This window comes from Edaphobacter sp. FHG110511_03 (assembly GCF_059115365.1).
In genome coordinates, this window is record NZ_JBZYWL010000005.1 from 16,929 (window position 1) to 36,831 (window position 19,903).

Below are 19,903 nucleotides of genomic sequence, written 5' to 3' on the forward strand. Positions count from 1 at the left end.
GGGAAATCCTCATAAAACACGAAGGAGTTCGCGTGTAACGGAGATTCGACTGAGACGACGACAAATTATAGCTGCGTGCCGATGAGGAGAGACGGCCTATTTTTCCGCAGAGCATCCCTCGATTGCTCCTCGGGCAAACCTCGGCAAAACCTCAGGAATGAAACACGTCTTTCGTTGTGACGCGCTGCTAGCATCCTCCCGAAACTCTCGAAGTCGAGTTTGCCAGGAATGTCGGCTTTGAGAACAACCTCTCATCAGGACATGTCGCCATCAAGATGAATCGCTATTGGAAGCCTTCCGCTGCAATCCTTGCTTCTTGCTTTGTCCTTCTTTTTGGAACAGCGACCGGCTGGGGGGAGCCGGCTGGCCTGGTTGTGGCGGGCAAGATTACGAGCAGTCGATGGCTGGAGAACGGCATCGAGGTTCGGAGTGGCGAGATGGTGTTTCGCGTGACGGCCCTTCGGGACGATGTGATCCGGGTTCGGGGAGCGGCTGCCGGGGTTCTACCCGAGGATGCATCGTGGGCCGTGCTTCCCGAGGCGAGGACCAGCGCAGTAGCGGTGGTGAAGGAGGAAGATAAGGAAACGGTGGGCTTCGCGACGAATAAGTTGCATGTGCAACTCAGCCGCGGAAGCGCAGCACTACGGATCACTGACCTGAACGGCAGGGTGGTGGAAGAGGATATGATCGAGCGTCGCGTAGAATTTCACGGCTGCGCCTTCCGCGTATACAAGTCGATGCCGCCCGAAGAACACTTCTTTGGTTTGGGAGACAAACCCGGGCCGCTGGATCGGCGAGGGGGTACGTTTTCGATGTGGAATACCGACTGGTTCGGATTTCAGGAGTCAACGGACACCATCTATAAGAGCATTCCATTTTTCATGAGCCTTAATAAAGGAGTGGCATCGGGGACGTTGTTTGATAACCACTGGAGGTCGAGTTTCGACTTCGGCAGAGAGTTGCATACGGCTTACTCCTTTGGCGCGGAAAATGGCCCCCTGGACTACTACCTGATCTATGGTCCGGAGGCGAAGCAGGTTCTGGAGGGCTATGCGTGGCTGACTGGAACTACCCCTCTGCCGCCGCGCTGGAGCTTCGGATTTCAGCAGTCTCGGTTCAGCTATGTCCCGGAGGCGCGAGTGCGGGAGATTGCGGATCGACTTCGGAGCGATAAAATTCCTTCGGACGCGATCTATCTGGATATTGATTTTCAGGATCGGCACAGGCCGTTCACGGTGGATACAGTGAAGTTCCCCCACTTCTCGCAGATGATAGCGGATTTGAAGAAGCAGAACTTTCATGTGGTGGCGATCACCGACCTGCATATTGCGTCGGCACCGCATGAGAACTATGGACCGTATGACAGCGGCGTTGCGGGGGACCACTTTGTGAAGAACCCTGACGGGACGACCTATGTGGGCAACGTGTGGCCTGGTCCTTCCGTGTTTCCTGACTTCACGCAGCAGGGCACGCGGGAATGGTGGGGGACGCTGTACGCATCCCTGGTCAAAGACGGAATTGCGGGGTTCTGGAATGACATGAATGAACCGTCCATCTTCGATAGTCCGACGCTGACGATGCCCGAAGATATCCAACATCGCATCGATGAGCCTGGATTCCGGAAGAGGGCAGCCACCCATGCTGAGATTCACAATATCTTCGGACTCGAAAACTCGCGCGCTACCTATGAAGGGTTATTGCAACTTGATCCGGACGTCAGACCGTTTGTATTGACGCGCGCGACCTATGCTGGCGGACAACGTTATGCCGTCACCTGGACAGGAGACAACAGCTCGACGTGGAACCATCTGCGAATGACGACCCCGATGCTGCTGAATCTTGGCATGAGCGGATTCGGAATGACGGGAGCAGATGTTGGAGGTTTCATCGGTTCGCCGCAACCAGACCTGCTTACAAAATGGATCGAGGTGGCGACGTTTCAACCGATCGACCGTGATCATTCAAACGAGAACACCGCAGAACAGGAGGTATGGGTACATGGACCGGAACACGAAGCAATTCGGCGCAGGTATATTGAGGAACGTTATCGGCTGATGCTGTATCTCTACACAGCCGCAGAAGAGATGTCGCGCACCGGCATTCCGATAGTACGCCCGCTGTTTCTTGAGTTTCCGCGTGCAACACAGGACCTTCATCCCATCGATCTCGACGCAGATGGAGAGTTTCTGTTCGGGCGAGACTTTCTGATCGCCCCTTCGCCACTTCCGGACAAATCGGACAGATATCTCGCTAAATTGCCGTCTGTGGGTTGGTACGACTACTGGACCGGAGAGAAAGTTGTAAGGTCATCCACGACCAAGGCGGGAGAACCAATAACGGTAAATGTCCATCCGGAACTGGATATCCTCCCCGTATTCGTGCGTGAAGGATCGATTGTGCCTGTTCAGCCTCTGACTCAGAGCACGAACGAGGTCCCGAACGGCCCGCTTACCCTGCGAGTCTATCCAGGACAAGACTGTCAAGGTTCACTCTACCTCGACGATGGAAAGAGCTTCGCGTTTCGTCGCGGAGAGTTCCTGCGGATGGAGTTTTCTTGTGAGGTGAAGGAGAATTCCCTGACGGTTCACATCGGCCAACACGTGGGTCATTATGCGTCGTGGTGGAAGGAAATGCGTGTCGAGGTGTATGGAGCGACGAGTGCCCCACGACAGGTCACACTTCAAAACAGGACAGACCTGCAGGCCCTCTTCGACAGCGCACATCATGTCGCTTCCGTTATATTGGCAGACGATAGTAGAGGTACGGATGTACACCTGGAATGGAAGTAGTAGTCGGATAAAAGTGCGTAGCTGGATCTCAGCCATAACCCTGGGAACAGCGATTCTGACCGGGAATACAAATGCCTGGGGACAGTCCGGGAACGACGAGTTCGAGAGCTACGCCGCCAAGGCCGCGCAGGCACAGAGTATCGGCGACACGCAGGGAGCTATTGCAGCATATAAAGCGGCACTTTCTCTTCAACCGCAAGTAGCGGAGATGTGGTCGAACCTCGGGCTGATGCAACATCAGATCCGCGATGAAGCCGGTGCGATTGCCAGCTTCACCCAGGCACATCGTCTAAAACCAAAACTGTTTGTCCCGGTGCTGTTTCTGGGACTGGAAAATATTAAGTCAGGTAAGACGAAGGAGGCTTTAGCCTATTTAGAGGAAGCGAGACGAATCAACCATAATGATCCGAATATTCCAATGTATTTGGGTCAAGCCTATTTGGACTTGAAGCAATTTAGACAAGCCGCGGCGGCTTATTCAGAGGTAGTCCAGCGAGATCCAAAAAACGGCGACGCCTGGTATCGTCTGGGACTCTCTCATCTCGAAGTCGCTGAGATGGATGCTTCAGAAATGGCCGCGCGGTTTCACGACTCCCCCTACTTTCTTGTTCTGGAAGGAGACACACTTGCTAGTCAGGAGTCGTTTGAACGCGCCGCAAAGATCCTCGGTGAGGTACTGCAGGCCGAGCGGCGACCTCCCTGTGTGCGATCTTTGTTAGGCTTTGTACAACTGCGTCAGGGAAAACAGGAAGAGGCGAACACCAACTTCCTGCGGGATAAGCAGACGGGAGGATGTTCCATCGCCCAGCTGGGTCTGCTGCGCATTGCGTTCGCAAGAGACAGAGATCGAGTCGATCTGGCAGTCCTCGGCAGTCTTTGGATTACCGACCCGGAATTTGTGAAAAACAACCTGTCCCAGATGACGATTGGTTTAACAGGGGAAGAGTTTGCTCTTTTAGAGCAAGCGTTTGACCGAACACATTTTGCGGAACTCAATGCTGACGACGTTGCACACATGAAACGCGCGCTGCGCAGCGTTGATTCAGAGCGCATCGATGTCAAGGGAAAACCGGCGGAAATACTATCCCAGGCACGAACAGGCTATATCCGTGGTCAATATACCTCTTGCACAAACATATTGATGCCTTCGCTGGCGGCTCTATCTCGAGAGAACCTCTCGCTTCTGGCCGCGTGTGCTTACCCATCCGGGGAATTCAATTCGGCGCTGGCGGCCGGGGAAAAGCTGAGGCGCCTCGCTGGCGCACAGGATGAGGGACTTTACTGGTCAATTCGCTCGCATCAGAGTCTTGGCGTGCAAACACTTGTCCGCGCGGGCGAGGCCGATCCGAATTCAGTTCATCTTCATCAGCTGTTGGCCGAGAGTTATCGAAACATGCGTCGTTATGGCGCTGCGGAGTCCGAATATGCCGTTGCACTCGATATCGATGCCAACGACTTTGCGACGCTGCTCGGAGCCGCAGCGACCTATCTTCAGGAATACAGGCTACAGCCCGCCAAGGATATGATAGACCGCGCCTTACAACAGAGGCCATTTGATCCAGAAGCGAACTACATTCTTGGCGAAATCCTCGTAGATCAGCACCAATTCGACGAAGCAGAAGGACCTTTGAAGACTGGCCTTTCTTCAAAGACAGAGTTGTTGCCGCGGATTCATGCGCTGCTTGGTAGCATCTATGCCAGCCAAGGCAAAGATCAACAAGCTATAGATGAGCTCAGATCGGGACTTCCAAGTGATGACGATGGGTCAGTGCATTTTCAACTAGGACGGCTCTATCAAAAAGTCGGTCAGCAGAAGCTCGCGCAGGCAGCATTCGATAAAACGAAGCGACTTCAGAATAAGCACTAATCGCCAATTTGAATGTGAGTACATTGAAGAAGACAGCTGGCGCCGACGTTAGCTATTGCAAGTCCTCGAGATATTGGTTCGAGTTTCCCATCGCGATGACCGCCGAAGTATTCTTTGTCTTGCTCTTCAACGTGTAGCAGGTCGCGCACAACCCCAACGCGAGAATCTTCTCGCTTCCACAGGGACAGCAAATCGCACGTTGAGTAGGCTCTTTCTTCATCGCTCACATCACCATAACGCGCCGCGCTTCAATTACCGCAACCTCAACTATCCAGCCATGTACGTGGAACAATGCGCCATCATTCGCATCGGACAGTGAAAGTAGAATCAAGGTCGCATGTTCAGTAATAGGGTCGAGTCTTCATTGCGGATCACTTCCCCTCCACGTCGCACCCGCCGCCAGTGCAAATCACTCTCATCACTTCCCTCCCCTCTTATGAGGCGATTTAGAAGAGCTCACAGATCGCCGTTTTTGACTCCCGCAAGTCGCGTGTCCGCACGCGAGTTTCTCTTTAGAGGAATTTAGCCGTTGTCCGGATCAGGCGCATAGTGGAGTCGTTTCAACCATGCGCTTTCCCGGAGCCTGCTGTAGCCCAAGAAGTACAACATGAGTGCGATTGTTCCCATCAGTACTGATATTGGATACAGGTAATTCGGAGCTTTCATCACAAACGGCAGTATTCCCACCGTCAGCGTCGGGGGCATATGAACTTTGAATATCTTCAGGATCGCAATCGAACAGAACATCGTCACGATTACACCAACGAATCCAGCATGGAAAGCATGACAGAACCCAAGTCCGACTGCGGCGGTGAGAAAACTTACCAACGGGAACAAAATAGGGTGCGCCATCCAACCTGGGACTTCCGGATGTCCAAGAATTTCATAAGCCGCGACGATGAGTGGAGGAAAGATCAAAAAGAAAAGGCCAGTGGCTCGGGAGACCGTCGCTAAAACCAGTACGAACACCAGTAACCCCGCGCCCCAAAGGCGATCGCGAGGAGGTGCCTCTAGATCATCAATTACCTTCGAATCACTTGCTTCTTCGCTTGAGAGAATGTATTTCTTGGGGATCTGGATGTATCGTTTCCATACTGATAAGACCAATGCAAGTAGGCTTAGACCCGCGAGAATGTCTACGGGATAGATCCAACTTCGCTCGCCCAGAACCATGGGAAGCACGCCCGCGGAGATTGCAGGTGCGATCGTAGATTTCAGACGCTTGATAACGAGAAGGCTGACCAGCACGATCAGTGTAAGCGCTAATGCGTTGAAATTTGTATGGCGAACCACAAATAGGCCAAAGAACGCAGTGATTGCTGGCGTCAGAACGAGCAGCCATGGCTGGCTTGCCCATTTTCCTCGAGGTCGCGTGAACACGTCATGAGACAACGCCGCAAGCTCGGGGAATAAAAGTAGGGAGAAGCCTGTCTTTCTCGCTGAAAAAGCGATAGCTCCCATGTAGATCAGAGCAAGTATTTCGCCAGTAAGAACTGTGGTGCGTTGTTTGCGAGCGGCCCGCATACATCTCCATACATACTATCTATCAAACGAACGGATCGGTGGTAGATATGAAATCGGACGACGACATTTGAATGTCCCTGTTAATCATGCGTGCGGACAGCGGCGATGCATGAAACTGAGTCATTGGGCGACGATACCGACGTAGAAGCCATAGTGCTATCTTCGTTGTGAAAACTTTGGTTACCAGCGCCGCGAGTTGTTTCGCGGTCTAGTGCTTCACCATTTCATCAGAGACGAAGTGATGAAATGTATCTAGTGTGAGTTCGACCGTTGGGTCACGGCAATTAGGATCGGCGGACGTAGTTGATTTACGACGGTCAGCCACGTCCACTTATGGAGTGTTAAAAGTTCTGACTAAGCTATCGAGCCGCAACCGTTTCTAATTCAAGCTGCACGACAGGATAATCGATCTCTGTGTCAGCAAGACGGTTGTTGTAGTTTGTAATGGTATTCAGGGCAACATTCGCAATAATCTCGACCATTAAGCTGTCGTCAACCCCAGCCTCTCGTGCAATGACGAGATCGGCGTCGCCCGCCAGGCCTTTTTGCTGAATCACCCTCATGGCAAAAGTTGCGATGGCGTTATCCAGTGCGTTGGCGCCCCTTCCAGCCCGGGCATTTAGGATGTCAGTGGCACTTAGGCCAACAGTCGCTGCGGCCTCGGTGTGACCTGAGAGGCAATATTGGCAGGAGTTTGCCTGTGAAGTTACCAAAGCTACGATCTCTCGTTGACGGATCGTCAAGCGCCCCCTCATAAGAGCTTTTTTGAAAGCATGATAGCCGTTGAAGGCAGCCGGGGACTGCGCAAGAGTAGCCATAGCATTCGGTGCTTTACCCCTCCGAACTTTCATGTCTTCAAGAACTGCAGTAACAGCTGCATCGGTCGATTCAGAAACAGGTGAGATGCGCGGCATGGAACTTTTCCTTTGTGATTAGAGCGGTTGAGGAAAAACCACGGGACGGTCTTTCGTGATTGAGTCAGGTATTCGAAATCGCATATCATTGCTCTACATCACGGTTCCTCCATGATTACTAACTCCTTCGACCTCGAATGGATCTCAAGCTCTGCTGTCGATATTAAAGCTGCTGCTATGAGGTCTGACTAAGCCAAGTGCCAGTGTGGATTTGATGGCGTTGTTCATGGTCTTTCTCCTCTTCGAACTTCAGTTTCGTTGTTCAGAGGCAGCCATGTCCAAACAGAAAAAGTGATGCCGTATAAGCAAGGAACTTTCGACTCGATATCAGGGACACTGCTTATATGGCATAAGAATTTGGGAATTCCGTTGCGTGACAGTTACGGGAATTGCGATACGGGAGTTAGCCGAAGATTGGGTACGGCATGAACAACGCAATAGTAACCGACATCAGAGGCACAGAACAGGTGATGGGCAATGGCACCTTCCGACGGCCCTTCTGCCATGTAATATGCTCGCCTCGCTTATTGCTCGCACCATTTCACGTAAGTTACTGTATCCGATTGCCAGCCTAGAGCCGGTACCGGAAGATAAGATTTCGACATTTGAGCTTAATGATCATCTAGGAGACCCTACCTGGTCGGAATTTGAAGGGAAACCGGAGAAGGATAAAGCTATGATTGAGAATTTCCGCATTCGAGTATTTAGAGCCGTGGCACAGCACCTGAACTTCAGCCGGGCAGTAGAGGAACTGTTGCTCACCCAACCCGCAGTTACCTAGCAAATCAAAGCGCTTGAGGATGAGTACGGTGTACCCTTATTCGATCGCGGTGGCCGAGGCATTTGGACAACATGCAGGCGAACTCGCTCTGGGAGCCTCCCAGACCATCTGTCAATATCTCCTGCCAACGTTCGTGGCTGGATTTCGGAGGACAAATCCTAAGGTCAGAGTCACGGCTCGCAGCGGGAGTACAAACGAGATGCTCGAAGCCCTCCTCGCGCGAGCGATTCAGCTGGCGCTCATCGAAGGTCCGGAACAGCGGAAAGACCTCCATATCGAACCGCAACTCATGGATGGGCCAATCACGATATTAAGTCAGAGGATCTGGAGAGCGACCCTTTGCTCGTGCGCGAATTTGGCTCCGGCTCAAGAAGAGTGGCGGAGCAAGCTCTGGCGAAGCGGGGTGAAGAGAAAAGATCTGATGATCGGCATGGAGCTTGACTCAACCGAAGGTCTGCTGAGCGCAGTGGAAGCCGGTCTCGGAGTCACCTTCGTTTCGAAGTGGGCAGTCCGAAATCATCTCTCTCTTGGAACGCTAAAGATCGCAAGAGTACACAGATTGAAGCTGTCGAGACGCTTTTCGATGGCATATCCTGCTGGTCCAGAACCAACAGGGATCGTGGGTGTCTTCCGGACGTTCTTGCTCTCTCGGGCAATGGAAATGGCACCCAAAAGAATAGCCGGGATAAATACCTCCTAGTTGACCGTCTCAAAATCTACCTCGGCTATGCCCCGGGCGCCGGGAAGACGTACCGGATGCTGGAAGACTCGTGGAGTAAATCTAGTCATCGGAGTTGTGGACCCACGTGGACGCAATGACATTCGCGACCTTCTTGAGGGACTGCAGACTATTCCACGGAAACAGATCATACATCGAGACGGCACCACTGAAGGGTTCGACGTTGATGTGGTTTTGCAGCGCAGACCACGAGTCTGCGCAGTGGACGAACTAGCGCATTCAAACGCTCCCGGCTCGACGCGGCAAAAGCGCTGGCAGGATGTGCCAGTATTGCTCCAGGCTGGCATCGACGTTCTCTCCACCATGAACATCCAGGACCAGGCAAGCCTGAGCGATCAGATCTGGCAGCTTACGGGATTGCGCGTCCGTGAGACCGTGCCCGACTGGCTTTTCCAGCAGGCAGAGGAGGTCGTGATTGTAGATGTCACCCCACGTGCCCTGCTTCCCCGGTTGGAGCGCGGTGTTATTTATCCGATCGACAGGGCCAAGAGCGAATCCGAGCACTTTCAAGAACCAATTTTGGTCTCCTTGCGGGAATTGGCTATCCGCCAGACAGCCCAGGCGCTGGAAGCGCGGCAGACGGGAAAGGCGAAGGCGATTGAATCGCGGACCGAAACAATATTGGTAAACATCACAGCTGAACCATCGACCGCCATGTTGCTACGTCGAGCCAGACGCGTAGCTGACCATCTGCATGCCATTTGTATTGCCGTGTACATCTACTCGAAAGAGGATTCGGCCGCCTTGCCTGCGGAAGGCCGCCCCAACTGCAGACCGCCACCTCCCCTTCGCCGAGAATCTGCACATTGATACTGAGGTTATTCAAAGCAATGACCGTGCGCAAACGCTGGTGGACTATGCGCGCAAGAAGGGCGTCACCCAGCTTTTCTTGAGTCGCAACGCAACATCTCAGAGGCGGTGGTTTCCGGGGTTGGACTTCACGGATCAAGTCTTCCAGCAGGCAAGTGAGATGGAAGTGACAGTTGTTGCCGAACGGAGCCGCCAGGGCCGACCCGCATCTCCTTATCCGGAAGACGAAGCGGATGCACTGATGCACGCCGGCTATGTCAGTCTCTCACCGGAGATGACCGTCGACGAAGCAATCAGTGAGACCAGACAACAGGCAGGGCAGGTGGAGATGATTTATTACGCCTACGCGCTTGACGGATCGCAACACCTGATGGGCGTGCTCTCATTCCGTGAGCTCCTCTCGGGTGAAAGGTCCCGAAAAATTTGTGACGTGATGCACACCGACTATGTTTTTGTCTCAGAGGATGCTCACCAGGAAACCGTTGCACAGTTGCTTGCAAAACGCCGCCTGCTAGCGGTACCTGTACTCAACCAGGAAGGGAGGATGCTCGGTATTGTCAGCAGCGCTGACGTTGCAGGACTGGTGCAACAGAAGGCAGGCGAAGACATCCTGAAAATTGGCGGCATGGAGGCGCTGGACGGTCCATATCTGAAAGTGTCATTTGGACAAATGGTTCGCAAGCGAGCAGGTTGGCTCGCTGTTCTTTTTGTGGGCGAGATGCTAACGGTAACCGCCATGGGTTTCTTTTCCACAGAAATAGAGCGAGCCGTTGTGCTCGCTCTATTCATCCCGCTGATTATCAGCAGCGGCGGAAACTCGGGATCACAAGCCACAACCCTCGTCATACGCGCCATGGCGCTAGGTGAAATTCGACTTCGAGATTGGTGGCGTGTCGTTCGGCGGGAGTTGGCAGCCGGTCTAGTATTGGGAACCATACTCGGCATCATCGGAATCGCGAGGATCTTTCTTTGGCATGGATTGCGCAGGACTTATGGGCCACACTATCAGGCGGTGGCGCTCACAATCGGTTGTAGCCTCGTCGGAGTGGTGATGTTCGGCACTACTGCCGGTTCCATGTTGCCTTTCTTGCTCCACCGCTGCGGGCTCGATCCCGCGAGTGCATCGGCTCCCTTCGTCGCGACGCTGGTTGATGTCACCGGACTAATCATTTATTTCTCGGTTGCGAGCGTCATTCTGCGAGGAAACCGGCTCTAGGCAAGTCCTGGAGAAGCTCGAAGTTATAGCGAGCCTGGCGGAGTGGGTTCGGTTGCAAAGTTTGAGCGAGCAGAGATCTAGAGTGGGATGGAACAAAAGTTCTAGGCAGCGATGCCGAACGCCTTCGTTAGGAATCGCACTTGAGCCTTGACATCGTCTTTGGATACCCACTTCTCCTCCTCCCGGATTATGCTCACCGTTTCAATTCCTTCCAGTGTCCGACATACGCTCCGCAAAGAAACATATCCCTTGTCGAGCCAAGGGCGCCGTATGCGGGTCAAGAGGGTTTGGAGTGGCCTAGTGTAGCCACATCGGCGAACTCGCAAAACGAAAACAGGCGCGGCCTTTCGGAAAGTTTGACCAGGCCCAGCAAGCAAGGCTCGTTGACCTGAACCGACGGTTCCGTCTGTTTCAGACGGACTGCCCATTGGAATCTGGTTTCTGGAGTCTGAGTTTGAGTATTGTCTGCCAGGGCGGTTGCGCTACTTTTGGGTTCCGTTTGACTCGGATTCGAAATGGCCTCCCCCGGGGGTGAATCGGTCTTTCCCTCGTTGTTTAAATTGGGGCCAAATCCCCACTTTAACTGTTAGTAAACTCTTGAACGCAACAAAAAAGAGGTTTCCATATTAATCCACTGCAGTTGGCGAATCCGACATCATGCTGCGGGAAAGGAATTGGCCATGGTCTTGCGATTCACAGACTTGCTGAGTCAGAGCAGATTTACTTCCTACGTGCGTTGAGTCTTTCCAGTGCCCCTTTGAGCGCCTCCAGCTTCCGACCAGCTTCTCCCAGCTGACCGGCGGCAGTCAGGCGCTGGTAGTCGGCGAAGTCTTTAGCGGCCTCAGAAATCAGTACGTCTATATCTGTCGAGGGTTGGGTCGTTCCCTGGGATGAAGGTGCGGTTTGCTGCGCGTCGTTCGCATTCAGCGACGAAGCCTCTCCGCCAAAAAGGGCCCTCAGGGCTGCCTGGAACGTAGTGCCGTATGCAAGCTTGTCCTGCAGCGCAAGCACGACCAGCCGCAACTCCGGCATGGGGCTTTGTTGAGCTTGAAGGTAGATTGGCTCCGCGTACAAGAGTGCTCGTCCAGACGGAATGACCAGCAGGCTTCCGCGCAGAACGTGGGAACCCTGTTGATTCCACAGAGTCAATTGTCCTGAGAGCTGTGCATTCTGATCGATGCGGGCCTCTATTTGTTGCGGACCATCAATGAGTTTTGTCTTAGGGAAGTCGTAGACCACCGCTGTCCCATACTCCGCTCCGTCGCAACGGCCGGCAATCCACCCAATCAGATTATTCCGGTTTGCAGGCGTGAAGGGCAGGATCTCTACGAACTCTTCTGCGGTACCTCTCGGCAGTTTCATCAGCACGTAGTTCGGCTGCATCATCTGAACCGTCTGCTGGCCGTTACTATCAGTCCTGGTCTCGGTGGCAACTGTCCAGAGGTCTTCTCGATTGAAGAAGACCGCCGGATTCGTCATATGGTAGAGACCATAGACCTCCGATTGCACTTTGAAGAGTGCTTCGGGGTAGCGTACATGCCCGCGTAGGTCCGCAGGCATCGCAGAAGCGTCTTTGAAGAGGCTCGGGAAGATCCGGCGATAAGAAGCGAGGATAGGGTCTTCAGAGTCGAAGACGTAGAACGTCGTAGCACCGGTATAAGCGTCCACAACTACCTTGACGCTGTTTCGCATGTAGTTCACCGAGCTATCGCCGAGATTGTAGTGTGTCGAATACGGATAGTTGTTAGAGACGGTGAAGGCGTCCGTAATCCACGACAGCCGGCCATCGTCGCCCACCACCATATAGGAGTCCTGATCGAAGGTAAGGAAGGGAGCTAGCATCGCAACGCGTTCGCGGATGTTGCGCCGCATCAGGAGCCGGCTCTGCGAATTGACGTCGTCGCTGAACGGCAACTTCCCAAGATCGCCGCGGTCGATGGCCAGGACGACGCGTCGCACGAACCCGCCTAGCTCAATACCGCCAGCACCTTGATAAGACGTGAGATTGTTGTTCTGGCCTTGCGGATAATCGAACTCCTGCTGCCTTGTCTTGACGTACACGTCGGTATCGGTCAGTTCGCCGAAATAGATCTCCGGGCGCGCTACATTGAGACCGCGCACCGTGCTCTGGACCGGCATATTGCTCAGCAACAGTGTCGGCAATCCTTCCGCTGTGAATCCATTGACCGGGTTCATCGTTACTCCGTAGCCGTGGGTATAAATCAGCTTCTCGTTGATCCAGTTACGACTACTCACCGGGAGCTTTTCGACGTTCAATTCTCGCGCTGCAAGCATCACTTGGCGCGTCGTGCCATCGATCTTGTAGCGATCGATATCGATATCAGGAAAGTCGTAGTAGGTTCGGATCTCCTGCACCTGACGCAGCGTATCCTGCAAGGCGTGCCAGTCCCAAAGCCGGATGTTCTGGAGAGTGGGTTGGTTGTTCGCCGGCTCTGCTGCTTCAACCGTTGTTTCTGCGGGAAATTGGCGTTGTCCGAAGTGATTGAGCCCGTATGCCTGCCGGGTCATCTCAATATTGTGGGCGATAAAAGGTTCTTCCCGAACGAGCTCGTTGGGCTTGACGATAAAGTTGCCAACGTACCAGCCAACTACACTCATAGCGCCGTAGCAAACGAAGGCAGGAAGAATTGCAGCGACAATCAGTCGCCCACGTGAACGTCGAACCGCGTTGTAGGCCGAAATCGCTGCGCCGAATATAAGGGCAGCGCAGACGACCAGAAGCCCATAGATTGCTATGTGTGCATCGGTGTAAGTAATGCCATCAAAGATCGTGTGATGTTCAAGCAAAAGCTGGAACCGGTCCACGTACACTTTCATCGCGAGAACGAGGAGAAGGAATGAGACCGTAATCGAAAGTCCACGCCACGGCGACGGCGCATAGGTGATTTGCCGCTTGCCCAGGGAGCGGGCACCGCCCGAAATGATGAGGAACAGTATCGCGGCTGCACAGATCGCAATCGCCATCGTAAGGAGCCAGTTATTGACAAGCTGCCACGCAGGCAAGGTAAACAGAAAGAAATTCAATGGCTTGCTAAAGATCGGATCAGTAACGCTGCCCGCTACATGCGGTGCATACCAGAACAGCGCTAGTGTCGGCCAGTCCGCCATCATCGCCAACCCGGTCAGGCACGCAATGGCGACGGAGATGCCAAAGGAGATGATACGCAGAACTGGCAGGACTGAAAGGTTTATCGGCTCGCCGGCGATGACAATCGCGTGAGCCCTCGGCAGATCGGCCTCATGAGAACGTCGGATGGCCGAAAACGCCCCAAACAGAACCAAGAACGTGGTGACTGCAAAGAACACGAAGCTCATGATCTGCAGGCCTGCCGAGGTCCAGAACACCTGGCCGTATCCGAGCGACTGAAACCAGAGGAGATCAACCCAATACGACAATCCAATCCGCCCACAGACAAAGACGCCTAACGCTAAAACAGCGAGGAAAAAGATTGCGCGCCGTCCCCACGTTGAACCCCGGTGCTGCGGCGAACCTATGAAATCCGGCAACTTCCCCCCCGTACTCGATCGTCATTGAACAAACATTCTGATTGTAGGCTTCTTCCAAACGCCAGCTCGCGTCCAGCAAGGGCGCCGATCTCAGAAGTGAACGACCATATCCGTCGCAAACGTTAATTAATTCGTCCTACCGCAGAACTAGTCCGAATTGGGAAACGGCGGTGAACTCAACGGGCGAAGGTAGTCCCCGTCTCGCCGCCGGCGACTCACCCGCCGCAGTCCCCTTCCAATCGTTACAGTAAAACTCTATACACACCGCCCAAACAGGTTTCCTGTACCGTTCGCCGTCGCGATATACAATTCGCCCACGTGTCCGGAACCTGCTGAGCCTTGGCCTACATGCTCCTACGGCCAAACTGCCGTAAATCCTCCAGCAACAAATCCCGCAAACAACCAACAGTAGGTCCAACGTCCGTATGAAAGCTCCGCTCATAGACTAGGCGACTACGCCGTAACTAACTCTATGGGATATCGCATAAGAAAGTTGAAAAGGTGTCGTCTCATCTTTACGGATTCCTTATGCCTAATATCCGATAATGAATAGGAGGATGGGCGGGGATGCTCAAGACAATTAAGCCGGGTCGTGGGAGTCGCTTTTTTTTGATGTTCATGCGCAAGCGACCGGATCCATTTGAAGCACATCTTCCTATCAAAGAGAATCCGGCATGGTCTGCTCTCACTTCAATACTGCTGTTGCTGACGGCCGCCATGATTGCAGTCGTGCTCTTCTTCTTTCTTAAAGGCGTCCTCTAACTTCGAAGAGGCGCTCAAACTTATTCCGCAAATTCAGTTGTGCCTTAGTCAAACTGAAAACCCATAAGTTAAGGATTTGTAAGTGGTGACTTTAAAGAAAAAGCCTCTGATAGTTGTCACCGGCTTTTTGTCGTTATGTGTCTAATAAATGCTTTATACCCGGTAAGGGGTCAAGATATTAATGAACCGAATACACATAGGCTCGACAGAAACCGCGCCACGAGGCTCCAGAGGAATATGGCTCTTCGTAGTCCTCGGTATCCTGAGTGCCGCTCTGATTCAGTCCGCAGACGCGCAATCACGCAATGTGGACGGTACTCTTTTGGTAGAGGCCCGAATAAACGGAATCCCCGCCGTCCTGGTAATCGATACAGGTGCAGAGTATTCTCTACTCGATCGGAGATTCGCACAGCAACTCGGTCTTCGCCCAGTTGGAGTCGCTAATATTCAGACACTTGATTTGGCGGTTCAAACGGAGGTTGTGCTCATTACCGATCTCAACATTCAATCCGCTCACGCGAACAGTATAAAAATGATGACGGATGATTTGTCAGCAAGCTCAGACGCGCTGGGAGTAACTATCGATGGGGTCTTAGGAGATGACATTCTTCGCGATTTTGCTGCCACCCTCGACTTTTCCGAAGGGTCTGTTATGTTCGGCCCAATAACCGCTATACATCACGGTTTTCCCGTCAAACTATATAAGATTGGAAATCGATACTTGGTTCATTTGAATTCTGATGGTGTATCACTTGCTTTTCTGCTTGATACTGGAACGAACTTCAGTGTTCTATCGAGTAGCGGATGGTCAAAACTAAATCAAAACAAAGAAGCTCTACTAACCATTGATGGTGTTCGTTCTTCGGGAACGTCAGCAACATCTAAATTGGTGTGCATCCATCAAATGAGGATCGGATCTGCTTCCTATGAAAATCTGCCAATGAGACTAGTACCGCCGACGTCGGCCGGGGTCTTAGCCAATCTCCAGGTTAACGGCTTATTGGGTAGTGATTTCCTAAGACGGTTTGTCGTCTCACTTGATTTGGCAAATAAATCTCTGTATTTGAGTCCTGATCCTAACTACAAGGCTGATCAAGATCGTTTCTCCACAATCGGCATTCAGTTTGCGAAAGATCCTAGCGGATTCTTTACTGTTATGGCGGTCTGGAGTCCGACTCCTGCGTCGGAGGCAAATTTCAATGTGGGCGATCAAATTCTTTCTGTTAATGGATTAAGCACAACCGAGATGACTCAGGAAGATCTGTCGCGCCAACTGCATGGAGAACCGGGTCGTGAGATTCGAGTCGATATCAGTTCGCACGGAAGCCGACATACCGTTCGTTTAGCAATAAAGAAACTTCTTTGCCAATGACGACTGAGGCAAGGGATAGACGAAATTCAGCATTCAAGCAATCATGCGATGTATTTCCAGGTCTATCACTAAGAAATTGCTTGACCGGTAGAATTCTACAGTCCAAGAAGTTTTAGCTCGTCTGCTCCTTAATACTAAAGCTCGTGCAGCGATCTACGGGCCACCTCTTGGCTCTCGTTCTCGGCTAGTGCCCGAATCGACTATCATAGCCAATACGGGATACTCTTCAGTCCACGATTTGCAGCCCTCTTGCGAGGCCATGGTTGGCCAAGCCGACTGGCTCTTAGCCAGGGTTTCGCGGCATCGAGCGCACTAACTGAAGAGACTGAAGCGGCAAGCTTGAGTCGACTCAAAATCCCCTTTCCGCTGCAGGTGGAACGTGGTCGCGGACTCACGTTCGATCTCACAAGAAGCTGGAGTCTCCTGACCGCAACCGCCACCCCTTTTCGCTTCAAACGTGCATCATCTCTACACGTAGAACGAACAAAATGCGTACACTCTAACCAATCTCATTTCACCAACTCGCAATTTGGGCGTCGAAGCGGTGGCCGTTTTTCGCAAAGCGTGAGGTTCGGCGACTGCTTCTTATACCTGGACTCGGGCTCAAGAGCAACCGGGCATCATACAGCAAGATGTTCCATTGACTCCCCGCAACAGTGCGGGTTTGGTTGCCAGTTGGGAGAGACAAAACTTTGCTCGCATCGGCATCGAAGGCTACACAGGTTTAGGGAAGAACGGTTGGAGTCTGTCAGTATGACTACCGAGAAGCCCACCTATCGATACCAGTCGGTGACCGCTATCCCTTCCAAAGTGTCATGATCAGGCCGCCAAGGTAAATCGGCTTGCTGGGCGATTGATGAAACTGCAACTTAGCCACCACCTGGGCAACGAGGAAGAAGAGCACGACGTAGATGCCCAGAAGCTTACCGAAGTCAATCTTGGAGAAGTTTAAAAACAAGCTGTAGCAGACGAGGACGATCGCTCCTGAGAAGAACCAGCCGATTTGCTTCGCGCCGGACGAGTGATAGAGGCCAGCTTGGAAGCAGGCATCTCCTTGAACTTCAAGGTAAGCGGCAACAGCGAGAGCAAGAAGCGCTCCCAACGGTGTAGAGATGATCTGACTAAACTGCGTAAACATCAAAGCCCGCTTTCGTTCCAGGAACCTCCTGTATCCGTTACGTTACCGAGCGTGCGCCGGAACAAGGAGACGCATCGCCAGTGATCTCGGTCTATCTCGCCTCCGTGACTTCAGTGGCAACATGAGGCATGCGCGGCTCATAACTAATACTCTTGACCTTCCAGTCCGTCTGTTCCTCATATTCCTTTACGGCTTGCAGGATCCTCCTATGAAGTTCCCGCCTGAAATCTGTCTGCTCAGCAAAGTTCATATCTCTTCCTTCCGTAAAAAGGTGCTGTCCGAGCCGCCGTTCCAGGCAGATCACAGATACCACGGAATGTTCACCACGACGATTCGACGATTGCCCTTGAGCAGCAGCAGCAGCTTCAACAACTGCACGCGCTGATTGTGCAGAGCATTCTCCCACCAATGCCTCACCACCAGCTCTGGCAGCAATACCGCCACCTTCCTGCCTGGGTTGTTCCGCTCAAGCTCCAGGATGTAGTCCATCAGCGGGTTGATGATGAAGCGATAGTTGGAGGAGATCGCTACAAGCTCCGGTTCATGTAACCCTTCGGCTCTGATTGGAGCCATGATCTTGTCATTCCACTCTTCTTCCAGCCGCGCAGGTTCATCGTCTGAGTGAACGTGCACGACCTTCAACTCCTTCGACAGAAGCAGCCCAAACCGCAGCCCCTTCTCCGCGACCCGATCCCACCGTGCCATCGGAATCACTACCAACGGCTGCTCCATATTTGTCAGATTCAGCGGGTCATGTCCTTCACTGCCCGATTCACCCGCGTATAGTGACGCTTCACCATCATCATTAAGCCGATCAGCACTGGTATCAGGAGCGCCGTCAGCCATGCACCGGCCATAAACTTCGCCACCAGCACCACGATCAGCGTGATCCCCGTCGCCACCGCTCCAAAACCGTTCACGAACATATGCCACAACCGGCCCGGATGCTTCTCCATCTTCATCCAGTGAACGACCATGCCTGCCTGCGACAGCGTAAACGCAAGAAAAGCGCCGATCGCGTACAGCGGGATCAAGCGATCGGTAACACCACCAAACGGAATCAGGATGATCGCTGTAAAGGCTGTCAGCGCATACACCCCATACGAGTACAGCAGCCTTCTCCCGCGCAGCGTGAAGACGTGCGGCAGATAATCGTGTATGGAAATCGCCCGCGCCAGCCGCGGAAAGTCCGCAAATGCCGTATTCGCGCTCAACGCCGTCGCCAGCAACACGCTTCCCATCGTCGTGTAATAAAACCAACCACGCCCGAAGACGGCCGACGTCAGAATGCTCAGCACGCTCTGGAAGTTGTGAGCCTCCGGGTCCATCGCCGTAATCCCCGTAGGCCTTCGCCAGCCACGCGGTTCCCAATAGCAGAACAATCAGCGTTGCCACGATGATCGTCAGCGTGCGCTGCGCGTTCTTTGCCCGCGGCTCTTTGAAGGCCATCACACCGTTCGAAACCGCTTCGACTCCCGTCATCGCCGCGCAGCCGCTGGCAAACGTCTTCAGCAACAGCCATAGTCCCAGGTACTTCACCGTCGTCACAGCGGGAGGTGGCACCGGCACCATCGGAACCGGATGTCCTCCGCCCGTGTAAGCCCTGTACGCACCCACGCCTATCACCACCAGCAGCGTTGCCACAAAAAGAAACGTCGGAATGATAAACGCCGCGCCCGTGTCCTTCACTCCACGCAGGTTGATCACAGCGAGGATCACCAGGCATATCGTCAGCGTAAGGGATGCAGGCTCGGCACCGCCGAGGTAAGCGCCGTCACACCGGCCGAGATACCCACCGCGGCCGTCAGGATGTAGTCGATCATCAGCGCCGCTGCCGCCAGCAGGCCCGCGCCCTCACCCAGGTTCTCCGTCGCCACGGTGTAGCTGCCGCCGCCGTGCGGATACGCCTCGATGGTCTGCCGATAGCTGAAGTAGAGAATCACCAGCAGAATCAGAATGGCTGAGATCACCGGCAGGATGTGGTTCAGCCCTTCAATTCCCATCGGGATCAGAAGCGTCATCGCCAGCTCAGGCCCGTACGCCGCGCTGCTCAACGCATCCAGTCCGAAGATCGGTACTCCGGCAGTTACGCCGATATGCTCGGCACGTTCTTCACTGGTCGCTAAAGGTCGTCCAAAGAGTACATCGGTAAAAGACATAGCCGTACTTGCTACTACCTCGTTCCATAAAGGCGACTTCCTGAGATCTCATCTCCTGCAACTCCGCCGAATCGAATTGTATCTACTTCCGCATAGAAGATTCGTAAAAGGCACACTCAACTATGGCGATGTCTACGACATCCCCGTCCAGCGCATCGCCGGCTTACCGGAAACCCGGTTTGTGAGAACTGCGGCGCCAAGTTTGGATAGTCGCAGTTGCGAAACCCTGGTGCGCAGCGTCTGTGGTGCGCACACCCCAGATCCAGCTTTCACATGTTGATCAAGATTGTCGTGCAGGAATGGC

The 19,903-nt window shown here is 53.4% G+C and carries 16 protein-coding genes; 9 read left to right on the plus strand and 7 right to left on the minus strand.

The window, feature by feature from the left end; translation table 11 throughout:
* Positions 1 to 275: 275 nt before the first annotated feature.
* Positions 276 to 2,789: a glycoside hydrolase family 31 protein gene (locus AC5S26_RS19850; RefSeq protein WP_494186678.1), complete on the plus strand. Its 2,514-nt coding sequence runs from the start codon at positions 276 to 278 to the stop codon at positions 2,787 to 2,789.
* Positions 2,767 to 4,656: a tetratricopeptide repeat protein gene (locus tag AC5S26_RS19855; protein ID WP_494186679.1), complete on the plus strand. Its 1,890-nt coding sequence runs from the start codon at positions 2,767 to 2,769 to the stop codon at positions 4,654 to 4,656. The genes AC5S26_RS19850 and AC5S26_RS19855 overlap by 23 nt, the downstream gene beginning before the upstream one ends.
* 522 nt (positions 4,657 to 5,178) lie before the next feature.
* Here AC5S26_RS19855 and AC5S26_RS19860 read toward each other — a convergent pair.
* Both AC5S26_RS19860 and AC5S26_RS19865 read right to left on the minus strand, forming a co-directional pair.
* Positions 5,179 to 6,180, minus strand: a complete 1,002-nt coding sequence (locus AC5S26_RS19860) for a hypothetical protein (protein WP_494186680.1) — start codon at positions 6,178 to 6,180, stop codon at positions 5,179 to 5,181.
* Positions 6,181 to 6,539: 359 nt separating this feature from the next.
* The gene (locus tag AC5S26_RS19865; protein ID WP_494186681.1) at positions 6,540 to 7,094 is read right to left on the minus strand and encodes a carboxymuconolactone decarboxylase family protein; all 555 of its coding nucleotides are present in this window, start codon (positions 7,092 to 7,094) and stop codon (positions 6,540 to 6,542) included.
* A gap of 511 nt (positions 7,095 to 7,605) precedes the next feature.
* Here AC5S26_RS19865 and AC5S26_RS19870 point away from each other — a divergent pair.
* The 4 genes from AC5S26_RS19870 to mgtE all read left to right on the plus strand — a co-directional run bounded on the left by AC5S26_RS19870 (position 7,606) and on the right by mgtE (position 10,640).
* Positions 7,606 to 7,875, plus strand: coding sequence for a helix-turn-helix domain-containing protein (locus AC5S26_RS19870; RefSeq protein ID WP_494186682.1), 270 nt, complete (start codon positions 7,606 to 7,608; stop codon positions 7,873 to 7,875).
* 19 nt (positions 7,876 to 7,894) lie between these two features.
* Positions 7,895 to 8,575: a LysR substrate-binding domain-containing protein gene (locus AC5S26_RS19875; RefSeq protein ID WP_494186683.1), complete on the plus strand. Its 681-nt coding sequence runs from the start codon at positions 7,895 to 7,897 to the stop codon at positions 8,573 to 8,575.
* Positions 8,576 to 9,424 carry a histidine kinase gene (locus AC5S26_RS19880; protein ID WP_494186684.1) on the plus strand — a complete coding sequence of 283 codons (849 nt, stop codon included), beginning with the start codon at positions 8,576 to 8,578 and terminating at the stop codon, positions 9,422 to 9,424.
* Between the two features lie 160 nt (positions 9,425 to 9,584).
* The gene (gene mgtE / locus AC5S26_RS19885) at positions 9,585 to 10,640 is read left to right on the plus strand and encodes a magnesium transporter (RefSeq protein ID WP_494186685.1); all 1,056 of its coding nucleotides are present in this window, start codon (positions 9,585 to 9,587) and stop codon (positions 10,638 to 10,640) included.
* Positions 10,641 to 11,360: 720 nt separating this feature from the next.
* Here the strand turns inward: mgtE and AC5S26_RS19890 are convergent.
* Complete coding sequence (locus AC5S26_RS19890; protein WP_494186686.1) at positions 11,361 to 14,057, minus strand: UPF0182 family membrane protein; 2,697 nt, start codon at positions 14,055 to 14,057, stop codon at positions 11,361 to 11,363.
* Between the two features lie 678 nt (positions 14,058 to 14,735).
* Between AC5S26_RS19890 and AC5S26_RS19895 the strand changes: the two genes are divergently transcribed.
* A complete protein-coding gene (locus tag AC5S26_RS19895) occupies positions 14,736 to 14,930 on the plus strand; it encodes a hypothetical protein (protein ID WP_494186687.1) in 195 nt (64 codons plus the stop codon).
* A gap of 181 nt (positions 14,931 to 15,111) precedes the next feature.
* Positions 15,112 to 16,302 (plus strand): aspartyl protease family protein, encoded by a 1,191-nt coding sequence (locus tag AC5S26_RS19900; RefSeq protein WP_494186688.1) that lies wholly within the window; start codon positions 15,112 to 15,114, stop codon positions 16,300 to 16,302.
* A 796-nt stretch (positions 16,303 to 17,098) separates the two neighbouring features.
* On the opposite strand, the gene AC5S26_RS19905 is transcribed toward AC5S26_RS19900, so the two are convergent.
* The 3 genes from AC5S26_RS19905 to AC5S26_RS19915 all read right to left on the minus strand — a co-directional run bounded on the left by AC5S26_RS19905 (position 17,099) and on the right by AC5S26_RS19915 (position 18,822).
* Positions 17,099 to 17,440: a hypothetical protein gene (locus tag AC5S26_RS19905; protein ID WP_494186689.1), complete on the minus strand. Its 342-nt coding sequence runs from the start codon at positions 17,438 to 17,440 to the stop codon at positions 17,099 to 17,101.
* 300 nt (positions 17,441 to 17,740) lie between these two features.
* Complete coding sequence (locus AC5S26_RS19910) at positions 17,741 to 18,154, minus strand: hypothetical protein (protein ID WP_494187162.1); 414 nt, start codon at positions 18,152 to 18,154, stop codon at positions 17,741 to 17,743.
* 29 nt (positions 18,155 to 18,183) lie between these two features.
* Positions 18,184 to 18,822 carry an amino acid permease gene (locus tag AC5S26_RS19915; protein WP_494186690.1) on the minus strand — a complete coding sequence of 213 codons (639 nt, stop codon included), beginning with the start codon at positions 18,820 to 18,822 and terminating at the stop codon, positions 18,184 to 18,186.
* A gap of 14 nt (positions 18,823 to 18,836) precedes the next feature.
* Between AC5S26_RS19915 and AC5S26_RS19920 the strand changes: the two genes are divergently transcribed.
* Positions 18,837 to 19,040 carry a hypothetical protein gene (locus AC5S26_RS19920; RefSeq protein ID WP_494186691.1) on the plus strand — a complete coding sequence of 68 codons (204 nt, stop codon included), beginning with the start codon at positions 18,837 to 18,839 and terminating at the stop codon, positions 19,038 to 19,040.
* 130 nt (positions 19,041 to 19,170) lie between these two features.
* Here AC5S26_RS19920 and AC5S26_RS19925 read toward each other — a convergent pair whose 3' ends face one another.
* Positions 19,171 to 19,599: a hypothetical protein gene (locus AC5S26_RS19925; protein WP_494186692.1), complete on the minus strand. Its 429-nt coding sequence runs from the start codon at positions 19,597 to 19,599 to the stop codon at positions 19,171 to 19,173.
* Positions 19,600 to 19,903 lie beyond the last annotated feature (304 nt).

Coding starts and splice junctions, on each gene's coding strand:
- AC5S26_RS19925 (WP_494186692.1), bottom strand. CDS start 19,599: ATGTCTTTTACCGATGTACTCTTTGGACGACCTTTAGCGACCAGTGAA.
- AC5S26_RS19860 (WP_494186680.1), bottom strand. CDS start 6,180: ATGCGGGCCGCTCGCAAACAACGCACCACAGTTCTTACTGGCGAAATA.
- AC5S26_RS19920 (WP_494186691.1), top strand. CDS start 18,837: ATGATCGTCAGCGTGCGCTGCGCGTTCTTTGCCCGCGGCTCTTTGAAG.
- AC5S26_RS19865 (WP_494186681.1), bottom strand. CDS start 7,094: ATGCCGCGCATCTCACCTGTTTCTGAATCGACCGATGCAGCTGTTACT.
- AC5S26_RS19895 (WP_494186687.1), top strand. CDS start 14,736: ATGCTCAAGACAATTAAGCCGGGTCGTGGGAGTCGCTTTTTTTTGATG.
- AC5S26_RS19900 (WP_494186688.1), top strand. CDS start 15,112: ATGAACCGAATACACATAGGCTCGACAGAAACCGCGCCACGAGGCTCC.
- AC5S26_RS19855 (WP_494186679.1), top strand. CDS start 2,767: ATGTACACCTGGAATGGAAGTAGTAGTCGGATAAAAGTGCGTAGCTGG.
- AC5S26_RS19875 (WP_494186683.1), top strand. CDS start 7,895: ATGAGTACGGTGTACCCTTATTCGATCGCGGTGGCCGAGGCATTTGGA.
- mgtE (WP_494186685.1), top strand. CDS start 9,585: ATGGAAGTGACAGTTGTTGCCGAACGGAGCCGCCAGGGCCGACCCGCA.
- AC5S26_RS19850 (WP_494186678.1), top strand. CDS start 276: ATGAATCGCTATTGGAAGCCTTCCGCTGCAATCCTTGCTTCTTGCTTT.
- AC5S26_RS19905 (WP_494186689.1), bottom strand. CDS start 17,440: ATGTTTACGCAGTTTAGTCAGATCATCTCTACACCGTTGGGAGCGCTT.
- AC5S26_RS19870 (WP_494186682.1), top strand. CDS start 7,606: ATGCTCGCCTCGCTTATTGCTCGCACCATTTCACGTAAGTTACTGTAT.